This is a genomic window from Serratia surfactantfaciens, assembly GCF_001642805.2.
GTDB lineage: Bacteria > Pseudomonadota > Gammaproteobacteria > Enterobacterales > Enterobacteriaceae > Serratia > Serratia surfactantfaciens.
The window spans coordinates 1831749-1845765 of the sequence record NZ_CP016948.1; the positions used below are offsets into that span (position 1 = coordinate 1831749).

Here is a 14017-nt window from a genome sequence, read left to right on the forward strand (position 1 = left end):
GGCGATACCCTACAGTTCGATGTTCATGCCGTCCCAGCTCACTTCGATGCCGGCGGCGGTCAGACTTTGCCGCTCTGCCGAGTCTTCATTGAGGATCGGGTTGGTATTGTTAATGTGGATCAGGATCTTGCGTTTGGCGGGCAAGGCGCTGAGCAGGGCCGCCAGCCCGTGCTCTTCCGCTAGCGCCAGGTGCCCCATATCCTTGCCGGTGTTGCGCCCCACGCCGGCGTTGGCCAGCTCATTGTCGCGCCACAGCGTGCCGTCGATCAGCAGGCAGTCGGCGCGGCGCAGCCAGGGCATCAGCGCTTCGTCCGGTTCACCGAGGCCCGGCGCATACAGCAGGCCGACCCCGCGCGCGATATCTTCGATGAACAGCGCCACATTGTGGCCCGGCAGCGGGCGATCGCGGTACGGCGAATAGGGCGGCGCGTTGCTGAGCAATGGAATGGCGGTAAAGTGTACGTTCGGGCAGACCGCCGTGTGAAAAGGTTCACCGGGCGTTACCGGGTGGTGAATCAACCCGCCGTTCCAGTGGGAGAGCATGGGAAACACCGGGAAGCCGGTGCTGAGATCGTCATGCACTTCAGGTGTGCACCAGACGTGGTGCGGGCACCCCTCACGCAAATTGAGCAAGCCCGCGCTGTGATCGATCTGGCTATCGGTCAGCACGATCGCGCCGATACCGGTGCCGCGCAGCACGTCGGGATTGTTCAATTCGGGCGAAGCCAGCAGCTGATGGCAAATGTCCGGGGACACGTTGCACAGCACCCAGTTTTTACCGTCATCGCTGACGGCGATGGAGGACTGCGTGCGGCGCGTGGCGGTGATGCTGTGGTCGCGAACGCCGCGGCAGTTGTCGCAGTTGCAATTCCACTGGGGAAAGCCGCCGCCCGCCGCCGAGCCGAGAACTTTTATCTGCATGTCTAAACCAGAAGAAAAGGGAAAGAAATGCCCGCGCGAAAGGCGGGCAGACGGGCGATTAACGGTTGGAAATGTACAGTGTCACTTCCAGCCCCAGACGCAGGTCAACAAACTCAGGTTTAGTCCAGGTAGTCATAGCGGTGCTCCTTTGCATGCATCGTGATAGTTCGAAGCCAATGAGAAAGATTCGCATTAGGCTGGTCCAATGTTGACGAAATGTGACGGAGATCGCAACCTTTAAAGCGTAACCGGGTTATTCACCCCAGGTGGCGGAGAGTACGTTCAGCCAGTTGCGCCAGGTCAGCTTTTCCAGCAGCCGGTTATCGAACCCGGCCTGCGCCAGCGCTTGCGTCAGGCGCGGCAGGCCGCCGACGTCCTCCAACGGCTGCGGTACGTTGACCCCGTCAAAATCAGAACCAAATCCCACGCGATCTTCACCAAGTTTAGCGATCAAATACTCAACGTGTTTAACAATTTCTGTGAAGTCAGTCGTTGCACTGTCACGCTTTCCGTCCGCCCGTAGAAAGGCGGTGCCGAAATTGACGCCGACCATCCCGCCGCTGTGAGCGATGGCGTCCAGCTGCGCGTCGGTCAGGTTGCGCGGCTGCGGGCAGAGGGCATGGGCGTTGGAGTGGGTGGCGACCAGCGGGGCGCGGCTCAACGCGGCGGTTTGCCAGAAGGTTTTCTCATTCATATGCGAGACGTCGATCATGATGCGGCGGCGGTTGCAGGCACGGATCAGCGCCTCGCCGGCCGGCGTCAGGCCGGGGCCGGTATCGGGTGATCCGGGGAACGGCCCGCTGACGCCGGTACCGAAGGCGTTCGGCAGATTCCAGAACGGCCCGATGCTGCGCACGCCCAGCCGGTAGAAGGCTTCCAGCTGCGTCAGCTCCGCATCGATCATACCCGCGCCTTCGATATGCAGCACCACAGCGATTTGCCGGTTGAAACGGCACTGTTCTATTTCGGAGGCGGTGCGGCAGATGCGCAGCCGCCCCTGAGAGGCCTGTTCCAGCTGATACATGATAGCTATCTGCCGTTCGGCAATTGCCAGCGGATCGAAGGCGGCCTGCGCCGCGTCCAGCGTTTGGTTGCGTATCTGGGCGATATAGCTGACCGGGGGAATAAACACCGCGAACAGCCCGCCGCAGAATCCGCCGCGCCGCATGCGGGAAAAATCGAGGTGGCCCGGCGTGACGCGGGAATAAAAGGCGGCGACCGGATCGTCGTCGTGCTGCAACCACAGGTTGAGCAGCAGATCGTTATGGCCGTCGAACACCGGCCAGAGAGGGGGAAGCGTCATGGGCGTTTCACTGAATCAGGCATCATGAACGCTATGTTGTATTATTGCGCAATACCTGGCAAGTTTTCACATTATTCAATTAAGTAAAACACTTATAAAATAACAGATAATGGAGGTGGGCGCTTGACGTCAATTTTACTTTTGGCAAAATAAATTTTAGCCTAAAGCGCTTATTATAAGCGGAAATCTTTGCACGCATTCCATTTTTATTGGAATAATTTATTATTGTTATTTTATCTACCGCAGCTTATTTGGAGTGAATTGTGAGCGATTCTGGGATTGAGAAATATAAGGACATGGATGCTTTGATGGCGGATTGGTACACAAGATTATGCAATGCTCAAACGGGGCACTATGTGTGTTCGGAAAGGTTGTATCGGAGAGCTGATTATACAGGCTATTTATTGATTTTTAGCTCAACGATTGTGACGTCATGTTTTTTTCTGCAGGCCGAAGGTGGGTTAAAACTCACGCTATTTTTCATCAGCGTGCTGTCAGCGGCATTGTCGGGCATCGTGTCGTTCGGCCGCTTTGCTGAGAAAGCCGAGTTGCATCGTTCGGCCGCGAGCTGTTATGGGAAATTAAGACGGCAGCTCGAGAACCTCCGTTCAAAAAAATCAGGGCTGCAAGATGATGACATGATTTCAAAATTGAAAGTATTGCGTATTGAGTGGGAGTATATATCTGAGAACTCACCACTGACACCTAAGTCAGCATTAGTGCGAAACTGATTAAGGTCTTATTGTTCGGCATGCATTTTATTGATCTGTTCTCTGGCGGCAGACGGCCAACACCAACTGCCGCAGCCAGCGGTGATCCGCCTCGGCCTCCAGGCGCGGGTGCCACATTTGCGAGACGGTGATAGGCGGCGTTTTTACCGGCAGTTCGAACATGCGCAGCGGGCCGTCGGCCGGTTGGGCCTGCAAAAAGGAAGCGGGCAGCAGCGCCAGCAGGTTCGAGGCCTGCGCCACCGCCAGCGCGGCCGGAAAGCTCGGCACCACGGCGGCGATATGGCGCGCCAGCCCCAGCTCCGCCAACGCGGCGTCTACCGGCCCGAGGATACGCCCGCTGCGCGAGGCCACCACGTGGCCACAGGCGGCGTAGTCGGCGGCGCCGATCTCCGGCTGTTGCGCCAGCGGGTGTGATGTTCTCATCACGCCGACAAAGCGATCGCGAAACAGCGCCTGCAGGCGGATTTCCGGGCCCATCTCGCCCAGCACGCCAATCTCCAGATCGACCCGGCCTTCGCGCAGGGGGCGGTCACTCTTCTCCGGCTTGGGCGCAAAGCGCAGTCGCACCCGCGGCGCCTGTTCGGCGGCGGCGGCGATCAACGCCGGGCCGAAGGCCTCGACGAAACCGTCGTTGGCGCGCAGCGTGAAGGTGCGATCGAGCATGGCGGGATCCAGTTCACCTGGTGCCGGACGCAGCACCGCGCGGGCTTCGAATGCCGCGTTTCGCGCCCGCTCGCGCAGCGTCTCGGCATAGGGCGTCAACACCATATGGCGGCCGGCGCGCACCAGCAAGGGATCGCCGGTGGCCGTACGCAGCCGGCTGAGGGTGCGGCTCATCGCCGAGGCGCTTAAACCGAGGCGGCGTGCCGCACCGGCCACGCTGCCCGTCGTCAGCAGCGCATCGAGTGCGATCAGCAGGTTGAAGTCAGGGTCGGTCATGCGTGCGTATCCTGTTGTGCTGAACATGGGAGAAGGCGTTTGATGCAGTATATCAGCGTAAGCGCTGCGTCACTTGCTATCTGATGGGCGATAAAAAAGCCGATAACCTGGGCAGTTATCGGCTTTTAATGCGCAGTGGCGGAGGGTTACGCCGGCAGCTGCTGTGCGGTTTTCTCGACCAGCGCCAGCAACAGCTTGATGTCTTCCAGCGTGACGATCGGGTTCAGCAACGTCATCTTCAGGCAAGTCACGCCATCGGACTCGGTCACGCCGACGTTGGCGCGGCCCGATTCCAGCAGGGCGTCACCGATCCGCTGGTTGAACAACGCGACGGCCGCGTCGCCCTTCGCCGCCAGCTGCGCAGGGCGGTAGCGGAACAGCACGCTGGCCAGCTGCGGCTGCATCACCAGTTCCAGCGACTCCTGATCGGCGATGTAACGCGCCACCTGTTGTGCCAGCGTGACGCCATGATCGATGATCTCGGCGTATTGCTTCTGCCCCAGCGCTTCCAGCCCCATCCACAGCTTCAACGCATCGAAGCGGCGGGTGGTTTGCAGCGATTTGGAAACCAGGTTCGGCACACCTTGCGCCTCGTCGAACTCGGAGTTCAGGTAAGCCGCCTGGTAACGCATCAGCTCATAATGGCGCGCGTCTTTCAGCAGGAAGGCGCCGCAGCTGATGGTCTGGAAGAACTGCTTGTGGAAGTCCAGGGTGATGGAATCCACCAGCTCCAGGCCGTCCAGGTAGTGGCGATACTGCTCGGAGAGCAGCAGCGCGCCGCCCCAGGCCGCATCCACGTGTACCCAGATCTGCTGCTCTGCCGCCAGCCGCGCGATTTCGCGCAGCGGGTCGATCGCGCCGGCGTCGGTGGTGCCGGCGGTGGCGACAATCGCCATCACCTGCTCACCGTTGGCTTTAGCTAGCGCCAGTTTTTCCGCCAGATCGTTCACGTCCATGCGGGCGAAGCGATCGGTTTTCACCAGGGTGACTGACTGATAGCCGAGGCCCATCAGCGCCATGTTCTTCTGCACCGAGAAGTGGGCGTTTTCAGAGCAGAACACCTTCAGCTTGCGCAGATCGCCCACCAGGCCGTCCTGCTGCACGGAGTGGCCCTGACGCGCAAAGAACGCGTCGCGCGCCAGCATCAGCCCCATCAGGTTGCTTTGCGTGCCGCCGCTGGTGAACACCCCGGCGTCGCCGGACGAGTAACCGACCTGGTCGCGCAGCCACTCGATCAGCTTCATTTCGATCAGCGTGGCCGACGGGCTCTGATCCCAGGAGTCCATGCTCTGGTTGGTGGCGTTGATCAGCACTTCGGCGGCCTGGCTTATCACCAGGCTCGGGCAGTGCAGGTGCGCCACGCACTGCGGGTGGTGCACCGACAGGCTGTCTTTCAAAAAGTACTCGATGGCGCGCTCGATCGCCGCCTGGTTGCCCAGGCCTTGCGGGGTGAAGTCGAGCTTGATGCGCTCGCGCAGTTCGGCAACGCTTTTGCCCTGATACATCTCGGGTTGCTGCAGCCACTGCACGACGGCTTCACTGCTTTGCGCGATCGCCTGGCGATAAGCCTCGGCGCTGTGCGCCGAGGAAGCCAGAATCGGGTTTAACTTGGACATCGCGGTCATTCGCTCCAATCAGACTGGCTTGACGCCGGCGGCCAACAGCGCCTGCTCAAATTTATCCAGGAAAATACCCAGCTCATCATTGGTGATCAGCAGTGAAGGCAGCAGACGCAGCACGCAGCCGTTACGCCCACCGCGCTCCAGGATCAAACCGGATTCGAAGCATTTTTTCTGCAGCAGCGCAGACAGCTCGCCGTCGGCCGGGTAGCAGCCCATGTGATCCTGCACTTCGTTCGGCTTGACGATCTCGATGCCGATCATCAGGCCAAGACCGCGGACGTGACCGATCACCGGATAACGTTTCTGCAGATCCGCCAGTTTGCCTTTCAGCCATTCGCCCTGAGCGGCCACTTTGTCGGCGACCTTGTGCTCTTTCAGGTATTGCAGGGTGGTCAGGCCGGTGGCCATCGCCAACTGGTTGCCGCGGAAGGTGCCGGTGTGGTGACCCGGTTCCCAGGCGTCGAACTCTTTCTTGATGCCCAGCACCGCGAGCGGCAGGCCGCCGCCGACCGCTTTCGACATCACGATGATGTCCGGCTCGATGCCTGCGTGTTCGAAGGCGAACAGCTTGCCCGTACGGGCGAAACCGGCCTGAACTTCGTCGATGATCAACAGAATGCCGTGTTCACGCGTCACTTTGCGGATGCGCTGCAGCCACTCGGCCGGCGCCGGGTTAACGCCGCCTTCGCCCTGAACGGCTTCCAGGATCACCGCCGCCGGCTTACGCACGCCGCTTTCCACGTCGTTGATCAGGTTGTCGAAGTAGTAGGTCAGCGCCTTGACGCCGGCTTCGCCGCCGATGCCCAGCGGGCAACGGTATTCATGCGGATAAGGCATGAATTGCACTTCCGGCATCATGCCGTTGATCGCCGCTTTCGGCGACAGGTTGCCGGTGACCGACAGCGCGCCGTGGGTCATGCCATGATAGCCGCCGGAGAAGCTGATCACGCCGGAGCGGCCGGTGTGCTTTTTCGCCAGCTTCAGCGCGGCTTCAACCGCATCGGCGCCGGACGGGCCGCAGAACTGCAGGCAATACTCTTTGCCTTCGCCCGGCAACAGAGAAAGCAGGTAATCGGAGAAACGATCTTTTAACGGGGTCGTGAGATCGAGAGTATGTAACGGCAAGCCGCTGGTAATGACATTTTGGATGCTTTGCAGGACGTCGGGGTGATTATGTCCAAGAGCCAACGTTCCCGCCCCGGCCAGGCAATCAAGATATTGATTATTCTCAACATCAGTGATCCAAACGCCCTGGGCTTTCGCAATTGCCAACGGCAATTTGCGCGGATAACTCCTAACATTCGACTCAAATTCGGCTTGGCGCGCCAAATAGGTTTCATTGTTTCCGTTTAATGAGTTTGCAACTAAAGTATCAATACGGACTTTATCCGTCATCATATCTCTCCTACAACCGAAGGTCTCAACACGCTACGATTGAATTAATGAATTAGAAAAGTAACTGCCTTGTGAAAAGCGCGACCAATATATGGCTTTTTCGCCTGGGACTCAATAGCCGATTTTGTTTTGAATTGTTTAGTTTTTTCTTAGGCTCATCAATATGTTGTTGATTTATTGACCGTTGGTTTTGCCGGCAAAAAACAACATATTGTTAACATGGCGTGAAAAACCGTTCCGCCGCCAACCTGACCGTTTCTTTAATGCATTTATAATTAAGGTAAATTTCCGGCTAATAACATAAATAGAAAATAGCGGCTTATTTTTATCTATTCACCACCTTAAGTCCTATAGCGTTTATATACACAAAAATTGTGATGAATATAAATGGCCAACCGTTAAAAGCGCAGCATCCAGATCGGTGATTTCTCTCAGATTTCACGTAGCGCGATCAAAAAAGCGCGATTTTTACGCAGCGCCGGCCAATTTGCCGGCGCCGTTGTTGTTAACGTTGCCGTAACCAGGCGTGGTAGCGCAGCAGGATACGGCGGGTGCGCCACCGATCGACGAGCAGCGTGAACAGCGGGGAGTAGCGCACGCTGCGTGGCCGATTGTCACTCAGCGCCCGCATGCGGCGTTTGACCAACGCCATGCGGGCGAGCGCCGCCATCGTTTTATTTCGCCAGGTAACCGGCGCGGGCAACGCATGAGGGGCGGCGCCGGTTTGCCAGCGCCGCGGCAGATCGGGCACTTCCGCCATGGCGGTGGCGATGCCGGCCACCGCGACGCCGCTGTCCAGCACCTGTTGCGCCACCGACGGGCGGGCGATGCCACCGGTGGTCATCACCGGCATGCGGGCCACGGCAGCGAGATCGCGGGCGAAGGTCAGAAAATAGGCTTCGCGCGCCAGGGTGCGGCCGTCCGCCGTTTCGCCTTGCATCGCCGGGCTTTCATAGCTACCGCCGGACAGTTCGATCAAATCGACCGGCAGATCGTTCAACATCAACACGACCTGCCGGGCATCGTCTGCGGAAAACCCGCCGCGCTGAAAATCGGCGGAGTTCAGTTTGACCGCTACGCAAAAGCCCGGTGAAACCCGCGTGCGCACCGCGCGCACCACCTCCAGCAACAGGCGGGCGCGGTTTGCCAGTTCGCCGCCCCAGCGGTCGCTGCGCTGGTTGGTCAGCGGCGACAGAAATTGAGAAATCAGGTAGCCGTGCGCCGCGTGGATCTCAACGCCGGTAAAGCCGGCCTGTTCGGCGGCGTGTGCGCTGGCGGCGAAGCGCGCGATGACCTCGGCGATCTGCGCTTCATTCATGGCCTGCGGCTGGGCGAACAGTTTGCTGTGCTTGCCCATCGCCAGCGGGATAGCGGAGGGTGCCCACGCGTTGCCGCCCATGTTCGCCATCACCTGACGCCCCGGGTGGTTGAGCTGCATCCACACCTGCGCGCCGCCCTGGCGCGCGGCCTTGGCCCAGGTTTCGAACGGCGCAAGCGGCGTATCCTGTTCCAGCACCACGCCGCCGGGGCCGGTCATGGCGCGGCCGTCGATCATCACGTTGCCGGTGATGATCAAACCGGCGCCGCCCTCGGCCCAATAGCGATATAAACGCCACAGCGCGGGGCCGGGCAGTTGGTTCCGGTCGGCCAGATTCTCTTCCATCGCCGCTTTAGCCAGACGGTTGGTCAAGCGGCTGCCGTTGGGCAAAGTCAGTGGGGTAAACATCGGGTTTGCGCTCCTGTCGCAAGGGGAATGGCGCTATACTAGGTTTAAAGTTAACTTTAAGGTCAATAGGGCATGAAGATCGGAGAATTGGCGGAGCGCGTCGGGATGGCCGCCTCGGCGATACGTTACTACGAGCAGCAGGGGCTGCTGCCGAAAGCGGTGCGCGGCGTCAACGGCTACAGGGTGTATAGCGAAAGCGCGCTGGAGCGGCTGCACCTGATCCAAATCGGCCAGAATCTGGGGTTTTCGCTGCAGGCGATTCGCGGAGTATTGGCGCTGCAGGGCAGCGCTTATGAGGAGGGGCTGATACAGGGCGTCGATGCCCGTTTGACGGAAATCGAACGGATGATGGCGACGCTGAATGAGCAGCGAGAAGCGTTGCTGGCGACCCGGCTGACCTTGTTGCAGTCCGGCGTGGCCGGGCTGTGCCGCGCAAAGGATGAAAAGCGGGCCGGCGCGTTGCCGGCCTGCAAATCTTAACGCCGTTTGAAGGCCGATCGGCCGGCATACTCGGCGGCGGCACCAAGCTGATCTTCGATGCGCATCAGCTGATTGTATTTTTCGATGCGTTCGCCGCGGCTCGGCGCGCCGGTTTTCAGATGGCCGGCTCGCATCGCGACCGTCATATCGGCGATAAAGCTGTCGACGGTTTCGCCGCTGCGGTGCGAGATAAAGGTGCCCCAGCCGTTCGCCTGGCAAAGCTGCACGGCGGCGAAGGTTTCGCTCAGTGTGCCAATCTGGTTCAGCTTGATCAGCGCCGCGTTGGCCAGGCGTTCATCAATCCCGCGCTGGATGTATTTGACATTGGTGACGAACAGATCGTCGCCGACCAGCTCCACTTGATCGCCCAGGGCGTCGCTGAGCAGACGCCAGCCGGCCCAATCGTCCTCGGCCAAGCCGTCTTCAATCAGCACGATGGGGAAGTCCTGCACCAGCCGTTGGTAATAGGCCGTCATTTGGGCGGCGTCCAGCTCAAGGTTCTCGCTGCGCAGACGGTATTTGCCGTTGGCGTAGAATTCACTCGAGGCCGGATCCATGCAAATGGCGATATCTTCTCCCGGCCGGTAACCGGCTTTTTCTATCGCCTGCACGATCAGCTCTAACGGTTGCCGGTTAGAGGCGACCGCCGGCGCGAAACCGCCTTCGTCACCGACGCCGACCGACAGGCCTTTGTCCAATAGAATTTGACGCAGTGTCTGATAGACTTCGCTGCCCCAGCGCACGGCCTCGCGCAGCGACGGCGCGCCCAAGGGGGCAATCATAAACTCCTGAAAATCCGCCCCTTGCCAGCGGGCATGCACGCCGCCGTTGATGATATTCATGCAGGGCACCGGCAGCAGGTTGGCGCCGATGCCGCCCAGATAACGATACAGCGGCAGCTGCGACAACTGCGCCGCCAGGCGGGCGGCGGCCAGAGAAACGCCGAGCAGGGCGTTGGCGCCCAGGCGGCTTTTGTTCTCGCTGCCGTCCAGCGCGATCAGCCGGCGGTCTATCTCCTGTTGTTGGCGCACATCCACCCCGCGCAGCGCCTCATTGATCGCCGTTTTGACGCTTTGTACCGCTTCCAGCACGCCTTTGCCGCCGAAACGGCGCGGATCGCCGTCGCGATGTTCCACCGCCTCGCGCGAACCGGTGCTGGCCCCGGAAGGCACAGAAGCTCGTGCCACGGCGCCTGCCGCGCTCATTTCGACTTCGACAGTCGGGTTGCCGCGCGAATCCAGGATCTCTCTGGCGGTTACGCTTTCAATCTCATAGCTCATGGGGAGTCACCTCGTTTCTAGGGAGTGGGAACGTGTTTTATCAGCACGTCGATGGACAAGTGGTTAATAAACTCGAAGCCGAAGGAGGCATAGACGCCAAACGGACGGTTCTGGTGGCCGAGCAGCAGCAGATCGACGCCTTCACGAGCAATCAGAGCCTCGACGTCTTTGAAGCGATGGATGCTGACGATCGACCGCACCTCCAGCGGGACTGCGCTGTCCTCCACCAGACGGCTGAGCATGGCTTTGGCGGCGATCACCTCGCTGGACTGACGATCTTTGGTCAGCGAATCGCTGAGGTAATCCAGTTCGGCGTAGTCGGCGCTGATGTGCGCCACGGTAATGCGCGTATTCATCTGTTGATTAAGGCGTTCGGCATGGCGCAACAACAGCCGGCCGTCGCGTTCGTCCTGCACCAGCAGTAAAGCGTGTTGGTAGAGTGGCATGACTTATCTCCCTGCGTTAGCAATCTGGCGGGTTAACCACGGTAAAACCTCTTTTTTCCGGCTCGTCATGCCGGGCAGCGATACCTGACGGGCGTCGAGCACCCGGTTCGACGAAAAGTAAAGGGTGGAGCGGCCAAGCGTGATGTCGGTAACCAGCAGCGCGGCCATCTCCAGCCCGGCCTCCTGCTTCGCGTGTTCAAGCGCCTGTTGCAGCGCGGGCAGCAGCGGCTCGATGTCGCTCATTGTCCTCACTTCGATCTGCGACAGCAGCAGCGAGACGCTCTGGATGCGGTAATGCTTGGCGTCACGGTGCAGCAACTGCGGCGCGGATTGCCCCGAAAGGTCGGTCTTGGCGGCGATCAGGCCGGCGGTGAAGGCGTCATAGTCGACGTTAGCAATTGCGCTTAACCGTTCGGCGGCCAACCGATCCAGCTCGGTGGTGGTCGGGGCGCTGAGCGCGACGGTATCGCTCAGGATGGCGCCCAGCAGCAGCGTGGCCTGGGCGGCGGAAAGCGGCATCGGCCTTTCCACCGTCAGGATTTGCAGAATGGCGGTGGCGCAGCAGCCGACGGCGCGGATCCAGACATCGGGCGGGTTGCGGGTGATCAACGTGCCCAGCCGGTGATGATCGATAACGCCGACCACGTCGCTGTGCGGCAATGAGGCCGGGCCTTGCTCGGCGTCGGTAAAATCGACCAGCCAGACTTGACGATCGCGGAGATCGTCTTGCAGCAGCGGGGGGGCTTGCACGCCGGCGGCGGCCAGGATGTAGCGAGTTTCCGGCGTCAGCTCGCCGAGGCGGAAAGCCACGGCCGGCTTGCCGAGATGATTGAGCCAGTCGGCGACCACCAGCGCGCTGCAGATGCTGTCGCTGTCGGGATTTTTATGGCCGAAAACGTACAGGGGCCTCTCGCGCTCGACGGCATCGGACTGGGAGGAAAGACGGGTAAAACATGACATTTGATCCATAGCGACTCCTGACATACCTGCCTAAAAAATAAAGCGAAGTTGTATATCAGGCGTCATCATCCGGTTCGAGCGAACCGGCGGTTGGGAAAGGTGGAACACCATCACCTTGCGAATGACTGTAGCGCAGCGCGGCGGCAAACGCAACGCCCGGCAAAGCTGGCGAGAATGCGCAATCGGATTGATACTGAGTGAGTCCATGATGGACAAGGATATTTACCGCTTAACCGGCGGATACGCTGAACTGACTCACGCCGGCCGGATGCGCTGGATCTGTCTGAAACCCAATGGGAGACAACATGCTCGAACCCTGCTTCCCCGAAAACGAAGCCGAACGCCTGTCGGTATTGAATTCGCTGAACGTGCTGGATTCGAACTCGGTGGAAAAACTGGATCGTATTACACGGCTGGCGGCGAAATATTTCGGCGTCACCATTGCGCTGGTGTCACTGATCGACCGGGATCGCCAATGGTTTCTATCGCGCTACGGTCTGGATGCCCGGGAAACGCCGCGCAATATCTCGTTTTGCGGCCATGCCATCTTGCAACGTGAAGCGCTGGTGGTGCCCGACACCGCTAACGATCCGCGATTTTTCGATAACCCGCTGGTTATCGGCGGGCCGCGAATCGGCTTTTACGTTGGGCAGCCGCTGTTGTCGCTCGACGGTTTGCCGCTCGGTACCCTGTGCATTATCGACAGCCAGCCGCAGCCGTTTTCCCAGGAACAGGTGGCCGACCTGCACGATTTCGCTGCCGTGGTCGAGGAGTACCTGCAGAGCATTGAACGCCACGTCTATACCGAAAACCTGAAGTCCAACCTGCAGCGCTCGGAAGCCTTGTTCGAACAGACCTTTGCCCAGGCGGCGGTGGGGATGGCGCTGGTCTCGCTGCAGGGATACTGGCTGCGGGTCAATCCGCGCATCTGTGAAATGCTGCACTATTCCGAGCGCGAACTGATGGATCGCACCTTTCAGGACATTACCTATCCGCTCGATCTCAATACCGACCTGGAAAAACTGCAGCAGCTGCTGAGAAACGAGATCAGTACCTATTCACTGGAGAAACGCTATTTTCGCGCCGATGGTTCGATCGTATGGGTGCAGCTGACGGTGGCGTTAAACCGGCTGCCGAACGGTAAACCGGATCATTTCATCTCGGTTATCGTCGATATCAGCGAGCGCAAGGCGGCAGAGGCCGATCTGTTTGCGCTACAGCACGAGCTGGAACAACGCGTTGAAATTCGCACGCGCGAGCTTAACGTCGTGGTCAAGAAGCTCAACGAGGAGATTGAGACTCGGGTGCTTGCCGAATACCAGCTCAGCACGGAGAAGGAGCGCCTGCGCGCTATCACTGACAACATGCCGGCCTTAATCAGCCAAATCGACGCTAATGAACGCTACCTGTTTGCCAACAGCGCCTATAAAACCTGGTTTGGCCTGGAAGAGAGCCGCCTCAGGGGGATGACGGTGCGCGATTTTATGGGGGAGAACGTTTATCAGATAGCGAAACCGATGATAGACAGAGCGTTGGCGGGGGAAATGGTGAGCTTCGAAAATGAGCTCCAGACCCAACGGGGCCTGTTGATGATCCACACCACGCTGGTGCCGTGTGACGCTCAGGGGTTTTACATTCTTTCCATGGACATTACCGAGTTGAAACGCCTGCAGCAAAGGCTGGAGTACGATGCCACACATGACATGCTGACCGGGTTGACCAATCGCCGCGCCTTTCTGCGTCGGTTGTCCGGCGCATTGCAGGCCTGTTGCGAACAGCGGCAGATGGCGCTGATATTCATCGATCTCGATGGTTTTAAAGCCCTCAATGACAGCCATGGCCATGACTTCGGCGATCTGATCCTGAAGACGTTCGCCAGGTTGCTCAGCGCCTGCGCCGGCGAACGCCATAGCGTTTCGCGCCTGGCCGGCGACGAGTTCACGGTGATCCTGTGGCCGTTGGCGGATCCGCGGCGCGAGGTCAGCGAGTTTTGCGAAAACGTGTTGGCGCGCCTGGCCGATATTTCGCAGATCGGGCCGCAGACCGTGAGCCTGTCCGCCAGCCTGGGTGCGGCGATTTCCTCGCACAATGACGTGACGGAGGAGATGCTGTTGGCCCGTGCCGACGGCGCGATGTATCAGGCGAAATTGGCCGGAAAGGGTACTTACGCCATCTGCGAGTTGTGAACGTGAAATGATGACCGTCTCGAGGTAA

13 protein-coding genes and 1 riboswitch are annotated in these 14017 nt (G+C 59.6%); of the genes, 3 read left to right on the forward strand and 10 right to left on the reverse strand.

The annotated features are described in order from the left end of the window. Window positions 1-9: 9 nt before the first annotated feature. The 3 genes from pqqB to ATE40_RS08785 form a co-directional block, all read right to left on the reverse strand. On the reverse strand, window positions 10-921 hold the full coding sequence (pqqB, locus tag ATE40_RS08780) for a pyrroloquinoline quinone biosynthesis protein PqqB (protein ID WP_063919454.1): 912 nt from the start codon (window positions 919-921) through the stop codon (window positions 10-12). Window positions 922-979: 58 nt separating this feature from the next. Continuing rightward, window positions 980-1057 (reverse strand): pyrroloquinoline quinone precursor peptide PqqA, encoded by a 78-nt coding sequence (gene pqqA, locus ATE40_RS24140; protein ID WP_004937827.1) that lies wholly within the window; start codon window positions 1055-1057, stop codon window positions 980-982. A gap of 117 nt (window positions 1058-1174) precedes the next feature. Then, window positions 1175-2224 (reverse strand): dipeptidase, encoded by a 1050-nt coding sequence (locus ATE40_RS08785; RefSeq protein WP_019455337.1) that lies wholly within the window; start codon window positions 2222-2224, stop codon window positions 1175-1177. Window positions 2225-2487: 263 nt separating this feature from the next. Here ATE40_RS08785 and ATE40_RS24650 point away from each other — a divergent pair, with 263 nt between their 5' ends. Next, complete coding sequence (locus tag ATE40_RS24650) at window positions 2488-2955, forward strand: SLATT domain-containing protein (RefSeq protein WP_139285523.1); 468 nt, start codon at window positions 2488-2490, stop codon at window positions 2953-2955. A 27-nt stretch (window positions 2956-2982) separates the two neighbouring features. On the opposite strand, the gene ATE40_RS08790 is transcribed toward ATE40_RS24650, so the two are convergent. The 4 genes from ATE40_RS08790 to ATE40_RS08805 all read right to left on the reverse strand — a co-directional run bounded on the left by ATE40_RS08790 (window position 2983) and on the right by ATE40_RS08805 (window position 8637). Then, window positions 2983-3894, reverse strand: a complete 912-nt coding sequence (locus tag ATE40_RS08790; RefSeq protein WP_063919455.1) for a LysR family transcriptional regulator — start codon at window positions 3892-3894, stop codon at window positions 2983-2985. Between the two features lie 146 nt (window positions 3895-4040). Then, window positions 4041-5510, reverse strand: coding sequence for a pyridoxal phosphate-dependent decarboxylase family protein (locus ATE40_RS08795; RefSeq protein ID WP_063919621.1), 1470 nt, complete (start codon window positions 5508-5510; stop codon window positions 4041-4043). 18 nt (window positions 5511-5528) lie between these two features. Further along, window positions 5529-6911 (reverse strand): diaminobutyrate--2-oxoglutarate transaminase, encoded by a 1383-nt coding sequence (locus ATE40_RS08800; RefSeq protein WP_071891993.1) that lies wholly within the window; start codon window positions 6909-6911, stop codon window positions 5529-5531. A 505-nt stretch (window positions 6912-7416) separates the two neighbouring features. Then, a complete protein-coding gene (locus ATE40_RS08805; protein WP_063919457.1) occupies window positions 7417-8637 on the reverse strand; it encodes an NADH:flavin oxidoreductase/NADH oxidase family protein in 1221 nt (406 codons plus the stop codon). A 72-nt stretch (window positions 8638-8709) separates the two neighbouring features. Here ATE40_RS08805 and ATE40_RS08810 point away from each other — a divergent pair, with 72 nt between their 5' ends. Further along, a complete protein-coding gene (locus ATE40_RS08810; RefSeq protein ID WP_063919458.1) occupies window positions 8710-9117 on the forward strand; it encodes a MerR family transcriptional regulator in 408 nt (135 codons plus the stop codon). On the opposite strand, the gene eno is transcribed toward ATE40_RS08810, so the two are convergent. From eno to ATE40_RS08825, 3 genes are read right to left on the reverse strand one after another with little or no spacing between them, the layout of a single operon-like run. Continuing rightward, complete coding sequence (gene eno / locus ATE40_RS08815; RefSeq protein WP_063919459.1) at window positions 9114-10397, reverse strand: phosphopyruvate hydratase; 1284 nt, start codon at window positions 10395-10397, stop codon at window positions 9114-9116. The genes ATE40_RS08810 and eno overlap by 4 nt on opposite strands. A 17-nt stretch (window positions 10398-10414) precedes the next feature. After that, entirely contained in the window at window positions 10415-10843 is a 429-nt protein-coding gene (locus ATE40_RS08820; RefSeq protein WP_063919460.1) for an adenine nucleotide alpha hydrolase family protein, read from the reverse strand. Between the two features lie 3 nt (window positions 10844-10846). Continuing rightward, window positions 10847-11812 carry a DHHA2 domain-containing protein gene (locus ATE40_RS08825; RefSeq protein WP_084799142.1) on the reverse strand — a complete coding sequence of 322 codons (966 nt, stop codon included), beginning with the start codon at window positions 11810-11812 and terminating at the stop codon, window positions 10847-10849. Window positions 11813-11852: 40 nt separating this feature from the next. Further along, window positions 11853-11927, reverse strand: a riboswitch (Fluoride riboswitch). A 181-nt stretch (window positions 11928-12108) separates the two neighbouring features. Between ATE40_RS08825 and ATE40_RS08830 the strand changes: the two genes are divergently transcribed. Further along, the gene (locus ATE40_RS08830) at window positions 12109-13989 is read left to right on the forward strand and encodes a PAS domain S-box protein (RefSeq protein WP_063919623.1); all 1881 of its coding nucleotides are present in this window, start codon (window positions 12109-12111) and stop codon (window positions 13987-13989) included. The last annotated feature ends 28 nt before the right edge of the window (window positions 13990-14017 follow it).

Bases quoted from the DNA above. Each gene is read 5' to 3' on its own strand.
- pqqB (WP_063919454.1), bottom strand. From the start codon at position 921: ATGCAGATAAAAGTTCTCGGCTCGGCGGCGGGCGGCGGCTTTCCCCAG.
- pqqA (WP_004937827.1), bottom strand. From the start codon at position 1,057: ATGACTACCTGGACTAAACCTGAGTTTGTTGACCTGCGTCTGGGGCTG.
- ATE40_RS08785 (WP_019455337.1), bottom strand. From the start codon at position 2,224: ATGACGCTTCCCCCTCTCTGGCCGGTGTTCGACGGCCATAACGATCTG.
- ATE40_RS08790 (WP_063919455.1), bottom strand. From the start codon at position 3,894: ATGACCGACCCTGACTTCAACCTGCTGATCGCACTCGATGCGCTGCTG.
- ATE40_RS08795 (WP_063919621.1), bottom strand. From the start codon at position 5,510: ATGTCCAAGTTAAACCCGATTCTGGCTTCCTCGGCGCACAGCGCCGAG.
- ATE40_RS08800 (WP_071891993.1), bottom strand. From the start codon at position 6,911: ATGACGGATAAAGTCCGTATTGATACTTTAGTTGCAAACTCATTAAAC.
- ATE40_RS08805 (WP_063919457.1), bottom strand. From the start codon at position 8,637: ATGTTTACCCCACTGACTTTGCCCAACGGCAGCCGCTTGACCAACCGT.
- ATE40_RS08810 (WP_063919458.1), top strand. From the start codon at position 8,710: ATGAAGATCGGAGAATTGGCGGAGCGCGTCGGGATGGCCGCCTCGGCG.
- eno (WP_063919459.1), bottom strand. From the start codon at position 10,397: ATGAGCTATGAGATTGAAAGCGTAACCGCCAGAGAGATCCTGGATTCG.
- ATE40_RS08820 (WP_063919460.1), bottom strand. From the start codon at position 10,843: ATGCCACTCTACCAACACGCTTTACTGCTGGTGCAGGACGAACGCGAC.
- ATE40_RS08825 (WP_084799142.1), bottom strand. From the start codon at position 11,812: ATGGATCAAATGTCATGTTTTACCCGTCTTTCCTCCCAGTCCGATGCC.
- ATE40_RS08830 (WP_063919623.1), top strand. From the start codon at position 12,109: ATGCTCGAACCCTGCTTCCCCGAAAACGAAGCCGAACGCCTGTCGGTA.